This window comes from Hufsiella ginkgonis, assembly GCF_009834915.1.
Lineage (GTDB): Bacteria > Bacteroidota > Bacteroidia > Sphingobacteriales > Sphingobacteriaceae > Hufsiella > Hufsiella ginkgonis.
Genome location: NZ_WVHS01000005.1, coordinates 300,893 through 318,069 on the forward strand (window position 1 = coordinate 300,893; position 17,177 = coordinate 318,069).

Below are 17,177 nucleotides of genomic sequence, written 5' to 3' on the forward strand. Positions count from 1 at the left end.
GTCATTTGGTTTGCACCGCCGAAATCACCGCAGAACGGGACCTCAACAGTAACATCAGGTAAAACTGTGCCGAAAACAACAACGTCGCCAGCACCAAGTGCGCCGCCTGCGCAACCGGCGGTAACGCCAGGTAAGCGAGAACGACACCGGTAACCACCTGGAGCACGATTAACATACCCGAGTAAGTTACATATCTGTATTGAAAGGCCGTTGCCGCAAATTTCTTCCGCACGATATAAAAAAGCGTAAACTGGCCGGCCGTTAGTATCAGGGCAGAATCCCGGTGAAGGTTAAATGTCGCTCCCACCTGCTGCACCCAGCTGGCGCGATTTAAACGTGCCATCGCATCAGCCACAAAATCCACCTGCTCGCGTACCCCGGTACCAAGCGTAACCTGCACCAGGGTAAGCAAACAAAGCAATAGCGCTATCAATTGCAGCCTGCTCATCTGCCCGCCGCTCAGCAGCGCCTGGTTCCTGAGCACCTGCGCCTCGAAAAGCGTATAAATGCTGATAGCCACGATACCCAGGGCCAGCAGCATATGTACCGTTACCACCCACGCCAGCAAATTGGTAGATACCACGATGGAACCCAGCCACGCCTGGAAGATTACCAGGACGATATTGAACAGGCTGGCAAAGAATATACGTTTCCGGGTGCGGAGATATACACGCGACCGGATAACACATCCCAGCAAAAATACGCCGGTGACGGCTCCCACCAACCGGTTGATGTACTCGGTCCAGGTTTTTGCGGCGTTAAAATCTTCAGGCTCGCGGATGCTTTTATCGCTCCTGATCTTTGCCGCCATCTCTCCGTAACCCAATACGTCGAGCGTTTTGGCGAATCGCTCGTTTTTCGCGACGCGTTTCTCTACGTATTTCTCTTTATACCCTTCCGGCAGCTGACTGGCAGATACCGGCGGCACGTAACTTTCGAAACATTTAGGCCAATCCGGACACCCCATACCCGACCCGGAGGTTCGCACGATCCCGCCTGCCAGGATCAACGCAAACAAAGAGAGGATGGTGATGCGGTTAACCGCTAAAAATTTTCTTTCTCCCGGAGAGAACATCATGGATAAGGGTTAAAAAAAACCGGGGTATCTGTAAGCAATTACTTACGGCAGATACCCCGGCATATTTATACGGTGCAAGTTAAACTTTTTCTGCCTGGTGGGTTTTCACCCATTCCTGCTGAATCCGTTCAGCTTCCACATTTCCTTCAAAATCATGCGGAAGGTTCGAGCTCATGGTTTCGGAGAAAGGAACGGTTTGTGGGATAAAATCTTCGTGGTGACCAGGCTTGCTGTAATCATATGGCCAGCGGTAAACGGTTGGGATCTCTCCCGGCCAGTTACCATGCAGGTGTTCAACCGGTGTGGTCCACTCCATGGTGTTAGAGCCCCAGGGATTCTGTACCGCTTTTTTACCAAAGAACATAGAATGGAAGAAGTTATAGAGGAACGCCACCTGGCCCAATGCCGCGATGATGGCTGCCCATGAAATGAACTTGTTCACAGTTAACCACTCTTTCATAAATGCGAACTCGGTGAACGCATAGTACCTTCTCGGAACGCCGTCGAGGCCCATAAAGTGCATCGGGAAGAAAACCAGGTAAGCGCCGATAAAAGTAACCCAGAAGTGCAGGTAGCCCAACTTATCGTCCATCATACGTCCGAACATTTTAGGGAACCAGTGGTAAACACCGCACAACATTCCAAAGATCGCCGCAGAGCCCATTACCAGGTGAAAGTGTGCAACAACGAAATAAGTATCGTGCAGGGGAATGTCCAGCGCCGCGTTTCCAAGGAACACACCGGTAAGACCACCGGAGATAAAGAACGAAACGAGCCCGATACCGAACAGCATGGCCGGCGTAAAGCGCAGGTTACCGCGCCAAAGCGTAGCCAGGTAGTTAAACGTTTTTACAGCCGACGGCACCGCGATAATGAGCGTAGTGATCATGAAAACCCCTCCCAGGAATGGGTTCATACCGGTTACGAACATATGGTGCCCCCAAACGATGAACGACAGGATAGCGATACCGATCAGCGAGTAAACCATCGCATGGTAACCGAAGATCGGTTTGCGCGAGTTGGTCGCGATCACTTCAGAAGTGATACCCAACGCCGGCATGATAATGATGTATACCTCGGGGTGGCCCAGGAACCAGAACAAGTGCTGGAACAGGATCGGGCTGCCGCCTTCGTTAGGCAATACCTGTCCCTGTAAAACGATGTCTGATAAGTAGAAGCTGGTACCAAAGCTGCGGTCGAAAATAAGCAGTACCACACCCGCAACCAGTACGGGGAATGACAGTACACCCAATACAGCGGTAAGGAAGAACGCCCAGATAGTAAGCGGCATCTTCCACATATCCATTCCTTTGGTGCGCATGTTTAACACGGTACTGATGTAATTCAGGGAACCGATCAGCGACGATGCGATGAACAGCACCATACTGATCAGCCACAGCGTCATCCCCAGCCCGGAGCCGGAAATCGCCGTCGGCAGGGCCGATAATGGCGGATAGATCGTCCAACCCGCACTTGCAGGGCCGCTTTCAACGAAGAAAGCGCCCACCATGATAAGGCTTGATATAAAGAACAGCCAGTAAGAAAGCATGTTCAGGAACGGCGACGCCATATCACGGGCACCCAGCTGCAGCGGGATCAGCAGGTTACTGAATGTACCGCTCAAACCGGTGGTTAGCACGAAGAACACCATGATGGTACCATGGATGGTGACGAGTGCCAGGTAAAACTCCGGTTTAATACGGCCGCCTTCGGCCCATTTGCCTAAAAACGCCTCTAATATCGGGAATGATTTTTCCGGCCAGCCTAACTGGATACGGAAAAGGATCGATAAAACCATCCCGATCACCGCCATTACGATCCCTGTTACCAGGAACTGCTTAGCGATCATCTTATGATCCTGGCTAAAAATATACTTCGTAATGAACGTTTCCTTATGATGGCCGTGATCATCGTGATGACCATGGAGTTCTAACGTAGTATGCTTTGCTGTGCTTGACATATCTCTCTTCTGTATATTATTTATTTAACGCAATCTTGTTATCCGCGGCAGCTTCATTGGCAGAAGCAGTCTGCATTTTCTTCTTTACATCATCACTGTAATATAAAGTTTGCTTGGCAAGCCATTCTTTATACTCGGCTTCGCTTACTACGATCACCTTTTTCTGCATGTTGTAGTGACCAGATCCGCAGATCTTCGCGCAAAGCAGGATGTAATCATACTCGGGCTCGTTACGTTCCGCACGTACTTGCGCAGTCGTTTTGGTCGGTGTAAACTGGAAAGAAGTGGTCATTCCCGGAACGGCGTTGATCTGCGCCTTAAAATCAGGAATGTAAAAGCTGTGCAGGATGTCTTTTGAATTAACGGTAACACGTACCGCTTTATTCACCGGGAGTACGATATCAGTGCTCATTTTATCGTCCCAGCTCTTGCTGTCGGTAAAATCGATACCCAGTCCGTTGGTAGGCGTAGTAAGCTTATAGTTACGCAAGCCCAGCAGGTTATCGTCGCCCGCATAACGGACGTTCCAGCTAAACTGCTCACCGGTAACTTCGAGGCTGATCGCTGCTTTCCGGGCATCTTCAGAAACCTCGGTAATGCTTCTCCAGGTAAAGAACCCGAATAGTACCAATCCCGCCAGTACCACGGCCGGAACGATGGTCCAGATACGCTCTACGGTATTGTTATGCGGATAGTAATAAGCTTTGCGTTTCGAAGATCCTGCGTAGATGTAAGAAAATCCGAACAGCAGGATATGGGTCAGCACAAATACGATCGTAGTGATCACCAGGGTTACGGTGAACATCAGGTCGAGCGTCTGGCCGTGTTTACTTGCCGAAGGCGTTACGCTCATCGGGCCCTGCACGGTATATGACCAGTAAGCGCCATATATACCCACTACCAGCGCGATCGCGAAGATCATACCCTGGATACGGTTCCAGTTAATTGCTGTTTTCTTGCCCTGTACCTCTTTGGTAAGCTCGTATAACCGGAGCGCTTTTCCAACAATCCCCAGGAACACACAGAACAGGAAGAACAACAGGAAGTAGTACCAGAATGCTTTGTACTCTGCCGAATGATCTGCGGGAGGTTTCGGTGCATCAGGTCCGCCGCCTGTCCATGATAACTTGGTGGTATCGATATCGGTACTTACCAGCGGCTCACCGGCGGCTACGGTCGATCCTGAATCTGCCTGCGCAACTTCTTCGGTCGTAGCGGCGGTATTAGAGGCGGCGGTCGAATCGGCCGGCTCCTGTGCCAGCGCATGCGAACCTACACTGAATGCGCAAACAAGCAGTATAACGACTAATGGCCTGATCTTAAAATAATTTCTTAAACCCATTTTCTTGACAATACGTATGTGCGTAAACTAATCTGGTTGTACAATTAAATATGATGATGCAAACTTTCCTCGAGGAAAGGGTGATTTTTCGGCACCAGCGGCCGTTTGCTCAGCGCGTTCAGCATAAAGAAGGCGAAGGTCCCGGCAAAGCCGATAGCGATCCCTATTTCGGTAATGCCAAATGTACGATGTTTTGACACTGTGCCAGGCATGATCATCATGTAGTAGTCAAGCCAGTGGCCGCAAAGCAACAGGATCGCAACGAACATCATGAGGTTTTCCTTCCGTTTGTTATCGCGCGACATCAGGATTAGTACCGGCGACAAGAAGTTGATCACGATATTCAGCCAGAACCAGGGTTTAAACTCCGGTTCCCATCTTTCGTAGAAATAAACGGTTTCTTCCGACATGTTGGCATAATAGATCAGCAGGAACTGTGCAAACCACACATACGTCCAGAAGATCGAAAAGGCAAACATAAACTTTCCAAGGTCGTGCAGGTGGCTGTCATTGGTCCAGGTAAAATACCCTGCTTTTCTTAACAGGATCAGCGTTAAAGCGATCGCGCTTAGTCCGCTCACCCACATGGCGGCAAAGTTATACCAGCCAAACATGGTAGAGAACCAATGCGCTTCCAGCGACATCACCGTATCGAACGACCAGATCGGGGTAGTAAATCCGAAGATCACCAGGAAAATACAGGCATATTTAAAGCTTTTCTGGTAGTTGTTCATCCCGCCTTCCAGGTCCTCGTTATATGAGAACCTGGTGAACAGCATCGCGAAAATGCTGTACAATCCCAGGAAGATCACCATCCTCGAAAGGAAGAAAGGCACATTGAGGAAGGATGCCTTCCCGGCGATCACCTCATCGTAATGCTCAGAAGCAGGATCCGCCAGGCCATGTGTTGCCCAATGCTTGTACAATAAAGGAGCCGACACTTTAACGCCTTCCTCTTCTATTTCATGATGTGTAAAAAGGCCGGCCGCACAGATTAAAACCAGGATGACGGCCGCGATCGGCAGCACCCTGGCAAAAGCCTGCGGAATACGCAGGATACTTGCCGACCATCCCGCCTGTGCCACATATTGAACCGCTAAGAAGAAAGTTCCGGCCGCACAAACGCAGGTGAAATAATATCCCATCAGGAGGAGATTCGCAAAAGTTCTTTCTGCATGTGTCTCCGATGTATCGATCAGGAAACCGTAGGCAATAGCCACGATACCGATCACGATGGCAATTAAGCTCCAGGTCTTTGGCTTACCTGTAAACTCGAATTGCTGTGAGAAATTATGAGTATGATTATGAGTTCCCATCGGTCTATTAGCAGTTTCTATTGTAATTTTTGTAATTCATGTACGAACTGAACGATTTTCCAGCGTTCGGTAGGCGTTAATTGGTAACGATGCGGGCCCATCATATTTACCCCGTAGGTGATCGTGTGGAAGATCTTGCCATCGGAAAGCTCATTCATACCTCCACCGCGGGAAGACTGCCCGGTAGAATAGGAAGGCGGCGCAGGGAATTTCTCCAGTTTCACGATCGATCCGTCGCCCTTGCCGGTAAGACCATGGCATTGGGTACACATTTGTGCGTACAGCATCTTGCCTTCTTCCAGGTTCGCTTTGGTAAGCGGAAGCGGGTTCTTCAGGTTCAAACCAGCTGACTGGTAACCTTCAGGAGTATTCGGGTAATCGGTTTCCGGCTCGTCGAAACCTACAGGCATGGTATGCGCCGGCGGCGTTTGAGCGGTTTGTCCGTTTGCGAAATGTTTATTAGGCTGGTCAGGGTTAAAAGCCAGCGGATCGTACATATTTCGGGCATACTCCCAACCGGTGCTTTTTTTATCAGAGCAGGAGGATACAACGGCAGCTGCAGCCACAGTTAAAAAAATGACCCCGGTTATTCTGAGTTTATTCATAGCTAACATATTTTCTATCGTTGTGCAATACTTCTACAGCACCCGCCTCTTTTAACAGGTCATCAATTTTATCGTGGTAAGGATTGGTTCTGGCATCGATGGCGATCACAAAACGATCATCTGTGGCGCGGAAGTCCATCACACGTGGTGCACGTCCCGGGAACAGGTGATTCTTAAAAAAGTAGGTGATGATCATTCCGAAGGAAGCAAAAAGCACCGTTAATTCGAACATGATCGGCACGAAATCCGGCATAGCGAACGAAGGCTTACCGCCGATATTCATAGGCCAGTCATAAACCAGCATGTAATAGATCATGGAAAATGCCGTACAGGTACCGGTAAGACCGAAGCAAAAAGCAGCGATCGGCAAACGCGAGCGTTTGTAACCCAGCTTATCCTCGATCCCATGGATGGGCATAGGGGTAAATACATCGTAAATGGTGATGTTGTTCTCCTGCAGCCTGTCGATCCCGTGCATCATATCATCAGGATCCTCGAAATGGCCTAGTATATATTTTGTGTTGCTCATTGTCTCTGGATTAAACGGTTTCCGATGCCGGTACGCTATCGTATTTGGTCAACGACTCTTTGTAGTACTGTGCCTGTACCGGGTCTACTTTACCTTCGGCCATCAGCTTTTTCTTCGCCTGGTGGCTTGCGCTCTTCAGCAGCAGTTTCACTTCCGCCATTGCGATAGCGGGCAGCACTCTTAAAAAGAGCAGGAACAAGGTAAAGAACACGCCGATCGACCCGATGAACACGCAAACGTCAATGATGGTCGGGTGGAACATTACCCAGCTTGAAGGGATATAGTCGCGGTGCAGCGAGGTAACGATAATTACGAAACGCTCGAACCACATACCGATGTTTACCACGATAGAGAGCACCCACGACCAGAAGATGCTGGTACGGATCTTCTTGAACCAGAACAGCTGCGGAGAGATCACGTTACAGGTCATCATGCTCCAGTATGCCCACCAATAGGGTCCGCTTACGCGGTTAAGGAACGCATATTGCTCGTATTCCGCACCTGAGTACCAGGCGATAAAAAGCTCCGTCAAATAAGCTACACCTACGATAGAGCCTGTGAGGATGATGATCTTGTTCATCGCCTCGATGTGGAACATGGTGATGTAGTTCTCAAATCCAAGGACCTTCCTGGCGATAAGCAACAGCGTCTGTACCATCGCGAAACCTGAGAAGATCGCCCCGGCCACGAAATAAGGCGGGAAGATGGTGGTATGCCATCCCGGCTCGAGCGAGGTAGCGAAGTCCATGGATACGATGGTGTGTACCGAAAGTACCAGCGGTGTAGAAACACCTGCCAGGATCAGCGAAACCGCCTCGAAACGCTGCCAGGTTTTAACTGAGCCATTCCATCCGAAAGAAAGTACCGAGTAAACGCGGCGGCGGGTGCCTTTCGCCCTGTCGCGGATAGAAGCGATATCGGGCAATAAACCGGTGTACCAGAATACCAGCGATACGGAGAAGTAAGTAGAGATGGCGAATACGTCCCAGATCAGCGGCGAGTTAAAGTTCACCCACAACGACCCGAACTGGTTTGGTAGCGGCAAACAGAAATAAGCGAGCCACGGACGCCCCATATGCGATACTACGTAAGTGGCGGCGCAGATTACGGCGAAGATCGTCATCGCCTCCGCAGACCGGTTAATGGAGTTACGCCAGTTCTGGCGGAAGAGGAGCAGTACGGCGGAGATCAGCGTACCCGCGTGACCAATACCTACCCACCAAACGAAGCCGGTGATATCCCACGCCCAGCCTACTGTTTTGTTAAGCCCCCAGGCGCCGATCCCGGTCCAGAAAGTATAGCTTACCGCTACCACCCACAGCAAGGCGCCGAGTGCCGCAACGGTAAAGCCGATCCACCAGGCCTTGTTGGGTTTATTTTCTACAGGGATCAACACTTCATTGGTAACGCGGGCGTAGGTAATGTTATCGCCGGTTACTAAGGGTTCCCTGATAATTGATTCGTGATGAGATGACATAGTTCCTTCTAAATTCTGATATGCAATTTATTAAGCTTCCGTTGTTGCTGCCGCTGGTGTGTTCCTTACCTTAACCTGGTAGCCGATGCCTGGCTGAACGTCGATTTCTTCGAGCACATAATAAGTACGCTCGCTTTTCAGGGCTTTGGCAACCTCAGATCCAGGATCATTTACATCTCCGAAAATGATGGCGTTTGAAGTACATGCCTGCTGGCAAGCCATCTTGATGTCGCCATCTTTAACCGGGCGTTTCTCGATCTTCGCCTGGAGCTTGCCGCCCTGGATCCGCTGGATACACATGGTACATTTTTCCATTACCCCCCTGAAACGGGTAGTAACGTCAGGGTTAAGCACCAACTGGGTGAACTCTTCCTGCAGGTAGTTCTCGAAACGGGAGTCATTCCAGTAGTTGAACCAGTTGAAGCGGCGAACTTTGTACGGGCAGTTATTTGCGCAGTAACGTGTACCTACGCAACGGTTATAGGCCATGTGGTTCAACCCTTCGGTTGAGTGCACTGTTGCCAATACCGGGCAAACGGTTTCGCAGGGCGCATGGTCGCAATGCTGGCAAAGCATAGGCTGGTGTACTACCGACACGTTGTCCATGTTGTTAGGTGCGTCTTTATTCTCCTGCAGCTCGCCGATCTCGTTCTCCTCGGTTACCGATTTACCTTCTTCGTTGAAGCTATAGTAACGGTCTATACGGATCCAGTGCATTTCCCTGCGGCGGCGGACTTCGTCCTTACCCACTACCGGGATATTATTTTCTACGTTACAAGCCACGATACATGAACCGCAACCGGTACAGGCGTTCAGGTCGATCGCCATTACCCAGTTATGACCCGGCATTTCGCGTTTGTACCAGAGGTCGTATTTTTTATGACCGCCATGCTTGCCTGAACCTGCATGCGGATCTTTTGCATATTCCGCGAAGGTGGTTTCACGAATCACGTTGCGTCCTTCGTAAGAATGGTGCGTTTGTGTTTGCGCAAGTTCTTCCCTGCCGCCCGCTTTTTCGATGGTTACGGTACCATTAAACTGGACGGTACCATTCTGTACGGTTGCGAAAGGATAAGCGTTCTTGCCTACGCCGTTCCCAACCTTACCGGCTGCGGTGCGGCCGTAGCCAACGGCGATAGAGATAGTTCCCTGCGCCTGCCCGGGCTGAAACAATACCGGGAGTGTTACGCTGTACCCGTTGGCGCCTTTTACGGTTACCAGGTCAAATTCTTCGAGGTCCAGTTTCTCGCCGAATTTAGGGGCGATGGCCACGAAATTGTCCCAGGTGACTTTCGAAACAGGGTCGGGAAGCTCCTGCAGGAATGCGTTGTTGGCATGTTTACCATCGCGCAACGGTACGTTCTGGTATACCTGCAGCTCTATATCTTTCGCCAGCGCCCTACCCTGGTTCATGATGGTAGGGATCACGTTGCCCAGCGATAAACTGAAGGTGTAAGTACCTACCGGCTTTTCGCCGGTGTATACGAAACCGGTCTGCAGCACGCTCTTCCAGGTTTTTCCTGTAGCGGCGAGTACGGTTTTTTCCCAGTTGTTACGAACGTACTGGTAGTAATCGGTTACGGCGTTGTCAGACCAGGTAAGCAGGCTCACTTCCGCCTGGCGGCTGTTGTGAACCGGGTTAATAGCCGGCTGGATCACGGTGTAATATCCCTCGAACGCGTTCTGGTCGCCCCATGCCTCGAGGTAGTTATGATTAATGGCTACTACATTACAAAGTGCGGCTGTTTCATCGGCCCTTTCGGCGAAGGAAACACGCAGGCCTACTTTTGCGAGTGCGTCCGTAAATGCTTTTGCGTTAAAATAATCGTAAGCGGGGTTGCTGTCGAGGAAAAAGATAGCGCCTACTTCGCTACGGTTCATTTCGCTGATCAGCTCGGCGAACTCCGCATCGTTACCGGTGTACTGGTATGACGGATTGTCGAGGTCGATGGTAGTACCGTAGCTTCCCAGTACCGAGTTGATGGCGTTTACCAGGATCTGTACCGAAACATCGTTAGAGCCCGAAACTACCAGCGCTTTTCCTTTCGCCTGCAGCAGTTCTTTTGCAGCAAGCTTCACCACGTTAGCGGCAGCCTTGTTCGCGGTCAGCAAAGGAGTACCCGGGGTACCTGTCAATTCCTGGTACAGGGCGATGATCGCCTGTCCTTCTTCAGACGGTTTTACAGGAACACGCGAATCGGCATTGGTACCGGTCATGCTCATGCCTGTTTCCAGCTGGATATGGCGCGACATTTTCTTTCTTTCGAGCGAAGCCGCGTTCCTGTTGCTTACATATTGTTTTGAAAACTCTTCCGGGGTGATCCAGGTCCCGAGGAAATCGGCGCCAAAGCTTACGATCACGTCCGCCTTGTCAAAACGGTACCGCGGAAGCACCGATTTACCGAAGCTGTTTTCGTTGGCTTTGATGATACCGGTATAAGAAATGGCATCATTGATCACCACTTTAGTGGAAGGATATTGCGCGGTAAAGTCAGCGATCACCGATTTAGTGGAAGGACTGTTGATAGTAGCGGAAACGATCCTGATCTTCTTACCGGAGGCCTGAACTTTATTAAGCTCGCCTTTTACGAAGGCGTCGATCTCGCTCCAGGAAGCCTTGCTGCCGTTCTTGGTTGGATCTTTTAATTTAGAAGCATCGTACAGGTCGAGCACCGACGCCTGGGTAGTGGCATCTGTTCCGCCATTGCCCAGCAAACCTGCAGGGTTGCCTTCGATCTTGATGGGGCGGCCTTCACGCGTTTTTACCAGGATGCTTTGCCCGTTAAAGCTGGAAACATAGTAGTTAGGGATCCCTGGTACTACCTCTTCCGGTTTAACCAGGTAAGGGATCGACTTTACCACCGGTACCGGCTGGCAGGCAGCCAGTGTTACGGCCCCCAGCCCGAAACCCATCGCCTTCAAAAAGTCGCGGCGCGGCGTTACGGTATTTAATCCCGCTTCATTTAGCACTTCTTCAATCGGAAGGGATTCAGCGAATTCATTCTTGTTGTTCTCAACAAATTCGGGCGTCTTCTGAAGCTCTTCTATCCCTTTCCAGTATTTTTTATTGCTTTCCATTTAAGCTATATAAACTGTATGCTATCGTTTCTTGTAATTACTCTTAATAGTGACATTTACCGCACTCGGTACCGCCGAATACTGCGGCAGTCATCTTCTCGCCTTTCTTGATCTTCTCGTGGGCGGCGATCATGCGGTCGTAGTATGCATTGCCTTTGCTGTTCACCTCGGTTTCACGGTGACAGTTGATACACCATTTCATGGTAAGCGGGGAGTACTGGTACAGTTCGTCCATGGTTTGAACCGGCCCGTGACATTTCTGGCACCGTACGCCGCCCACAACTACGTGCTGTGAGTGGTTAAAGTATGCCAGGTCCGGCAGGTTGTGTACACGTACCCACTCGATCGGTTTCTTATTAGGGCCATACTCGCGGGTATCCGGGTTGTAATCCAGTGCGGTGTAGATCTTAGCGATCTCCGGCGACACCTGGCCACCGTAGTTATCAGCTGCCGTTACGTAGTTGTGGCAGTTCATACAAACGTTCAGCGAAGGGATGGATGCGTTTTTCGATTTATAAGCGCCCGAGTGGCAATAACGGCAATCGATCTTGTTAATACCGGCATGCAGCTGGTGCGAGAACTTGATGGGCTGTGTTGGCTGGTAACCGGTATGTACGCCGGTGTTCCACATACCTACCGTACCGATAGACACCAGGATGATAATAATGATGATCCCGGTAAAGAACACGAATTTCTTGTTCTTAAAGAGCTTTTTGAATTTCGCGCCGCGGTCAACGGTTACTTCTTCAGGGATCTCTACGCCGTTGTTCTTCATCACCAGGCGCTCGAGGGTACCGGTAACACGGTTAAGCAGCATGATCACGATGAAGGCAACGATGATCACCAGCACCAGGCCGCCGATCATCAGGTCGCTGATCTCTTCTTTGGCTTCCGTAACTACAGGTCCTTTCTTACCGGTAGCCGGTGGCGCAGCGATGTAAGCAAGTATATTATCGATATCTCCGTCCGAAAGATCAGGGAACGGCGTCATAGTGATCGGCTTGAACTGGTCATAGATCGCAATGGCTTCAGGGTCCTTCTCATCGAAGATCATCGCCTGCGAATTCTTGATCCACTTGTGCAGCCATTCTTTTTTGTGCCTGTCGTTAACGCCTGCCAGCGCTGGTCCAACCGACTTGGCATCCAGTTTATGACATGCGGTACACCTCGACTTAAAGATCGCCGCACCCGCCGCAGCATCCTGGGCCTTGGTGGCGGCGCTTAATGCCAGGGTCAGTAAAACGGTTACCAGGAAAGATTTTGCAACACTTCTTAAAAACAATGAGATATTTCTCATATCAAGTATTTATGATAAATTTTTGAATGTGAATTCTTTTTCGAAATTGTCGTTTAAATGATTTTATTCCACATTTTCAGTGGACAAAAGTATAATTTATTCAGCTATGGATGACAATGCAATGACCGTTAATAATAATTTATAATCGTTCTAAATTATCAATTTTATAGCGAAAACAGCGTCAAAAAGGCCTTTTTTAGACCCGAACCCGGGCTGTCCTGATGCATCCTGTTTGCAATTTTCGAAACCTTTTCTTAACATAATTCGTGAGCTGAAATACATGGAGAAAACCTGTCTTCCCGTCCTTGCAAAAAGACTTTGCGCCCTTTGTGTGAGCCATACGCGGGCGACGGTTCACACAAAGGGCGCAAAGAACACACCAGGGGACGCCGGGTGATAATCTGCTACTGGCCTAATACCCATGCAAATATTAGCGGCGCCACGATGGTGGCGTCAGATTCCACGATAAATTTCGGGGTATGGATATCCAATTTCCCCCAGGTGATCTTTTCATTGGGAACCGCGCCCGAATAAGATCCGTAAGAGGTGGTGGAGTCCGAGATCTGGCAGAAATACGACCAGAAGGGGATGTTTTCCATTTCCATATCCTGGTAAAGCATCGGTACTACGCAGATCGGGAAATCTCCGGCGATACCGCCGCCGATCTGGAAGAAACCCACCCCTTTTCCGCCGGAGTTTTTTACGTACCAGTCTGCTAACCAGGCCATATACTCGATACCGCTTTTCATCGTGGTGGCTTTGATCCGGCCTTTGATCACGTACGAGGCAAAGATATTGCCCATGGTAGAATCCTCCCATCCAGGAACGATGATCGGCAGGTTCCGTTCCGCGGCGGCCAGCATCCAGGAATTTTTCGGATCTATTTCGTAATACTGTTCCAGATCGCCGCTCAGTAATATTTTGTACATGTATTCATGCGGGAAATAACGCTCGCCTTTATCATCGGCATCCTGCCAGATTTTGTGGATGTGCTTCTGAAGCCGGCGAAAAGCTTCCTCTTCGGGTATGCAGGTATCGGTTACCCGGTTGTAGTGGTTTTCCAGGAGGTCCCACTCATCCTGCGGGCTCAGGTCGCGGTAGTTGGGCACGCGCTTGTAATGCGAATGCGCCACCAGGTTCATGATATCCTCCTCCAGGTTGGCCCCGGTGCAGGAAATAATGTCCACCTTTCCCTGCCTGATCATTTCCGCCAGGGAAATGCCCAACTCGGCGGTGCTCATGGCGCCTGCGAGCGTGATCATCATTTTCCCGCCTTCCAGCAGGTGAGTTTCGTAGCCCTTGGCAGCATCTACCAGCGCCGCAGCGTTAAAATGCAGGTAGTTACGTTCGATAAACTGGGAGATCGGTCCTTTGTTAGTCATCACTTTTCAATTTTAGTGGGGCAAAAGTAAGGTTTTAGGAAATGAAAACAGTGAATGATTACCGGGAAGCGCCTATGAAGCATTCTTTTACCGATATTCCTCGTTCATTATTTAGCTTTGCCTCTTCATGAGAAGAGCCATCCTGATAATATTCATTGCGCTGGAATCGTTTACGCCAAACCGATCTTTTTCGCAGAAAAAACTCATTAAAAAGTTTTTCTCCGGCAAGCAGGACAGCACCCGGGCGGGCAGCTTCCTGGCGCTTCCTTCGCTGAGCTACGCACAGGAAACGGGGCTCGAATTCGGCGCCGCCGCGGTTTACGCATTCCACACAGACCGGCAGGACCTGCTTACCCGGAGCTCTTCCATCAATGTGATCGCCACGTTCACCACCAAAAAACAGTCGAACTTTAAGGTCCAGGCCGATATATGGTCGCCGGGAAACCGCTGGCACCGGCTTACGGAAATAAGGTACAAGAACTTCCCTTTTAACTTTTACGGCATCGGCCCCAACACCGCAGAGGCCGACAAAGACGTGGTCGTGCAAAAATTGTTCAGGATTAACCAGGAGGTGGAACGGCGTTTCGGCCGGCGTTACTACGCGGGCATCACGCTTCTCTTCGATCAATACCTCTTTCGTGATAAGCAGCCCGGCGGGATATTTTCGACCGGTACGCGGGTGCGCGATCCCGACGGCGGCAAAGTGCTGTTCGCCGGCATCTCGCAGGTGTTCGACAACCGGAACTCGAATACCTACACCACCACCGGTAACAGCATCAAAATTAACCTAGCCTTTGCACCCGATCTTTTCGGCGGCGAAAACTATACCGGCGGATTGCTCAGGTTCGACACGAGGAGTTTCCTCCCGATTAACAAAAAGAAAAACATCGTGGCCGGGCTAAACGTAGTTGGCCAGTCGATACGAAGCGGCCGCACCCCGTTCTACCTGCTGCCCCAACTGGGAAACGACCAGGTGATGCGCGGCTATTATACCGGCCGCTACCGCGATAAGAACCTGCTGGCGGCACAGGTGGAACTGCGCTACCGGTTTATTCCGCGGCTGGGTGTTGCCGCCTTTGCCGGGGCAGGAAAAGTAAAAAGCGGCAGCGAACAACCGCTTGACGGCTTTAAACCGTCTTTCGGCGCCGGCGGCCGCTACTTTTTCGACATAAATCGGGGGCTTAGTGTCCGGTTCGATTATGGCATCGGGGAAAAACGACCGGGAGAGCATCGGCAACAGGGATTTTATATCAGCCTTGGCGAAGCCTTCTGACTTCCTATTGATCACCGTATTTATCAGCTGGTTTTTCAGGTCCGGCTAAAGAGTATTGGTTCTTTTTACCGGGTTTACCCTATCCTGTACATCAACGCGCACATCGCAAAAGCGGTGAGTATATTCAGCTTCCGATCACCCCGGCATTCTCTAACACAATGCTTTCTCTACGCCTGAGGCGCGTTTTTATAACTAAAATGACGGGCTTTTACGTATATACTTTTAACTTAGGCACCTCACACCCAAATGGGCAACCTCCTTCATGAAGAATAGAATTAGGAGTTTCTTACAGAAAATCCTTGGCTTTGACAATTATCTGTACTGGTTTGCCCGTTTCAGGATCTTTCTTCTTAAAAGAAATAAGTACGAAAATGGGTTCGTGACCTTCATGAACATGATCCGGCCGGGCGGCATCATTCTGGATATCGGCTCGAATATCGGAATCACCTCGTTGCCCCTGGCAGAAAGGTTCCCGGAATCAGACATCCACTCTTTTGAGCCCATTCCGGCCAATAACCAGGCTTTTAAGAGGGTCATGCGCCACTTTAAGCCTCGGAACGTGCACCTGCACGAAATTGCCGTGGGCGAACACGACGGCCAGCTAAAACTGGTACTGCCTATTATGGACGGCGCCAGGATGCAGGGATTGAGCCACGCCTATATCGAGGGTAAGGATGGCGACTGGAACCAAGGTGAAATGTATGTGGCGCCCATGAAAAAGCTGGATAACATGCCTATCTTCAGGCAGGAGAAACCGGTGAACGGCATCAAAATAGACGTCGAGAATTTCGAATACTATGTATTTAAAGGCGCCCGGGAACTGCTTACCCGCCATAGACCGGTGATCTATTGCGAACTCTGGGCCAACGAGCGGCGCACATCTACCATCGAGCTGCTGGAAGAACTGGGTTACCAGGCTAAGATCTACACGAACGGGCGCCTGGAGGATTACAACGGTCAACAGGAAAACAACTTTATTTTCGTAGCGCACTAATACCCGCCGGCAAGCTCATACGGGTGCGCGCATCCACCTGTCGCGGTATCTCAGAACCTGATCTTAAAATCCTCCTTGCTGCGTCCTTTTTTAAAGAACACCAGGCCGATCCAGAACAGATCGATGGTAATGGTTACGTTGGGGTGCGATTTGATGTGCTGCCATGCTTCTTTCATGCCTTCGCTCCAGTAAATGTCGTCGAATATAAGTAGCGAGCCTTCATGTACTTTAGCGAGGCATAAGTCGAAATAATCGATCGTGGCCTGCTTGCGGTGGTTGCCGTCAATAAAAACGAAATCCAGCTTTGGCTCCGCAGCGGCGATAGCCGGGAAAAGCGCGTCGAAGTTACCGGTCCTCAGGTCGATATTCGTACAGCCGAGCTTCTCCAGGTTCCCGCGGGCGATGCGCGAGGTTTCGGGGCACCCTTCTACCGAGATCACGCTGCCGTGTTCCAGTGCCCTGGAAAGGTAGGCCGTGGTGATCCCCAGGCAGGTTCCAAGCTCGATGGCCGTAGCCGCCTGCGATGCGCGCGCCAGCCGGTAGATCAGCTGTGCCAGCCGGGGCGGTTTTAACGCATTCCGCGCAAGCGTACTGATCTTCTTCCGCTTGCTACCGTTTAGCTGCGAGCCGGCGCCAAGGTCGGTAATGGTGATCTCGCGGTGGTCCTGGTACAAGGCTTTGCGTAATCGTTCGATGTCCAGGTATTCCATACGCGCGCGCTCATCGTAGATCACTTCATCGAGGAGGCGGTAAACAAAGGGCGAATGCGTGCCGTGACGCGTATTCGCCCGCAGGCGATGAGAAAGGTAATCGAAGGCAAATCTTAACATGGCAGCTCGCAGAACA

The 17,177-nt window shown here is 50.6% G+C and carries 13 protein-coding genes; 2 read left to right on the forward strand and 11 right to left on the reverse strand.

The window, feature by feature from the left end:
* Position 1: 1 nt before the first annotated feature.
* The 10 genes from GS398_RS20135 to GS398_RS20180 all read right to left on the reverse strand — a co-directional run bounded on the left by GS398_RS20135 (position 2) and on the right by GS398_RS20180 (position 14,064).
* Complete coding sequence (locus GS398_RS20135) at positions 2-1,078, reverse strand: COX15/CtaA family protein (RefSeq protein ID WP_160908615.1); 1,077 nt, start codon at positions 1,076-1,078, stop codon at positions 2-4.
* 79 nt (positions 1,079-1,157) lie between these two features.
* On the reverse strand, positions 1,158-3,038 hold the full coding sequence (locus GS398_RS20140) for a cytochrome c oxidase subunit I (protein ID WP_160908616.1): 1,881 nt from the start codon (positions 3,036-3,038) through the stop codon (positions 1,158-1,160).
* Between the two features lie 16 nt (positions 3,039-3,054).
* Positions 3,055-4,380 (reverse strand): cytochrome c oxidase subunit II, encoded by a 1,326-nt coding sequence (locus GS398_RS20145; RefSeq protein ID WP_160908617.1) that lies wholly within the window; start codon positions 4,378-4,380, stop codon positions 3,055-3,057.
* A gap of 44 nt (positions 4,381-4,424) precedes the next feature.
* Complete coding sequence (locus GS398_RS20150) at positions 4,425-5,696, reverse strand: quinol:cytochrome C oxidoreductase (protein ID WP_160908618.1); 1,272 nt, start codon at positions 5,694-5,696, stop codon at positions 4,425-4,427.
* A 17-nt stretch (positions 5,697-5,713) separates the two neighbouring features.
* Positions 5,714-6,301, reverse strand: coding sequence for a c-type cytochrome (locus tag GS398_RS20155; RefSeq protein ID WP_369410281.1), 588 nt, complete (start codon positions 6,299-6,301; stop codon positions 5,714-5,716).
* The gene (locus GS398_RS20160) at positions 6,294-6,830 is read right to left on the reverse strand and encodes a DUF3341 domain-containing protein (protein WP_160908620.1); all 537 of its coding nucleotides are present in this window, start codon (positions 6,828-6,830) and stop codon (positions 6,294-6,296) included. The genes GS398_RS20155 and GS398_RS20160 overlap by 8 nt, the downstream gene beginning before the upstream one ends.
* Before the next feature lie 10 nt (positions 6,831-6,840).
* Positions 6,841-8,307 carry an NrfD/PsrC family molybdoenzyme membrane anchor subunit gene (nrfD, locus tag GS398_RS20165; protein ID WP_160908621.1) on the reverse strand — a complete coding sequence of 489 codons (1,467 nt, stop codon included), beginning with the start codon at positions 8,305-8,307 and terminating at the stop codon, positions 6,841-6,843.
* 30 nt (positions 8,308-8,337) lie between these two features.
* Positions 8,338-11,385: a TAT-variant-translocated molybdopterin oxidoreductase gene (locus tag GS398_RS20170; RefSeq protein ID WP_160908622.1), complete on the reverse strand. Its 3,048-nt coding sequence runs from the start codon at positions 11,383-11,385 to the stop codon at positions 8,338-8,340.
* Between the two features lie 43 nt (positions 11,386-11,428).
* A complete protein-coding gene (locus GS398_RS20175; protein ID WP_160908623.1) occupies positions 11,429-12,682 on the reverse strand; it encodes a c-type cytochrome in 1,254 nt (417 codons plus the stop codon).
* A gap of 404 nt (positions 12,683-13,086) precedes the next feature.
* Positions 13,087-14,064 carry a deoxyhypusine synthase family protein gene (locus tag GS398_RS20180; protein ID WP_160908624.1) on the reverse strand — a complete coding sequence of 326 codons (978 nt, stop codon included), beginning with the start codon at positions 14,062-14,064 and terminating at the stop codon, positions 13,087-13,089.
* A gap of 127 nt (positions 14,065-14,191) precedes the next feature.
* On the opposite strand from GS398_RS20180, the gene GS398_RS20185 reads away from it, so the two are divergent.
* Both GS398_RS20185 and GS398_RS20190 read left to right on the forward strand, forming a co-directional pair.
* The gene (locus tag GS398_RS20185) at positions 14,192-15,337 is read left to right on the forward strand and encodes a BamA/TamA family outer membrane protein (protein ID WP_160908625.1); all 1,146 of its coding nucleotides are present in this window, start codon (positions 14,192-14,194) and stop codon (positions 15,335-15,337) included.
* Between the two features lie 262 nt (positions 15,338-15,599).
* Positions 15,600-16,331: an FkbM family methyltransferase gene (locus GS398_RS20190; protein ID WP_160908626.1), complete on the forward strand. Its 732-nt coding sequence runs from the start codon at positions 15,600-15,602 to the stop codon at positions 16,329-16,331.
* 50 nt (positions 16,332-16,381) lie between these two features.
* Here the strand turns inward: GS398_RS20190 and GS398_RS20195 are convergent, their stop codons facing one another.
* Positions 16,382-17,161 (reverse strand): O-methyltransferase, encoded by a 780-nt coding sequence (locus GS398_RS20195; protein WP_160908627.1) that lies wholly within the window; start codon positions 17,159-17,161, stop codon positions 16,382-16,384.
* Positions 17,162-17,177: the final 16 nt, after the last annotated feature.

Excerpts from the sequence above, each read along its gene's own strand:
- GS398_RS20175 (WP_160908623.1), bottom strand. The coding sequence starts at position 12,682 with ATGAGAAATATCTCATTGTTTTTAAGAAGTGTTGCAAAATCTTTCCTG.
- GS398_RS20145 (WP_160908617.1), bottom strand. The coding sequence starts at position 4,380 with ATGGGTTTAAGAAATTATTTTAAGATCAGGCCATTAGTCGTTATACTG.
- GS398_RS20155 (WP_369410281.1), bottom strand. The coding sequence starts at position 6,301 with ATGAATAAACTCAGAATAACCGGGGTCATTTTTTTAACTGTGGCTGCA.
- GS398_RS20140 (WP_160908616.1), bottom strand. The coding sequence starts at position 3,038 with ATGTCAAGCACAGCAAAGCATACTACGTTAGAACTCCATGGTCATCAC.
- GS398_RS20180 (WP_160908624.1), bottom strand. The coding sequence starts at position 14,064 with ATGACTAACAAAGGACCGATCTCCCAGTTTATCGAACGTAACTACCTG.
- GS398_RS20160 (WP_160908620.1), bottom strand. The coding sequence starts at position 6,830 with ATGAGCAACACAAAATATATACTAGGCCATTTCGAGGATCCTGATGAT.
- GS398_RS20195 (WP_160908627.1), bottom strand. The coding sequence starts at position 17,161 with ATGTTAAGATTTGCCTTCGATTACCTTTCTCATCGCCTGCGGGCGAAT.
- GS398_RS20190 (WP_160908626.1), top strand. The coding sequence starts at position 15,600 with ATGAAGAATAGAATTAGGAGTTTCTTACAGAAAATCCTTGGCTTTGAC.
- GS398_RS20185 (WP_160908625.1), top strand. The coding sequence starts at position 14,192 with ATGAGAAGAGCCATCCTGATAATATTCATTGCGCTGGAATCGTTTACG.
- GS398_RS20135 (WP_160908615.1), bottom strand. The coding sequence starts at position 1,078 with ATGATGTTCTCTCCGGGAGAAAGAAAATTTTTAGCGGTTAACCGCATC.
- GS398_RS20150 (WP_160908618.1), bottom strand. The coding sequence starts at position 5,696 with ATGGGAACTCATAATCATACTCATAATTTCTCACAGCAATTCGAGTTT.
- GS398_RS20170 (WP_160908622.1), bottom strand. The coding sequence starts at position 11,385 with ATGGAAAGCAATAAAAAATACTGGAAAGGGATAGAAGAGCTTCAGAAG.
- nrfD (WP_160908621.1), bottom strand. The coding sequence starts at position 8,307 with ATGTCATCTCATCACGAATCAATTATCAGGGAACCCTTAGTAACCGGC.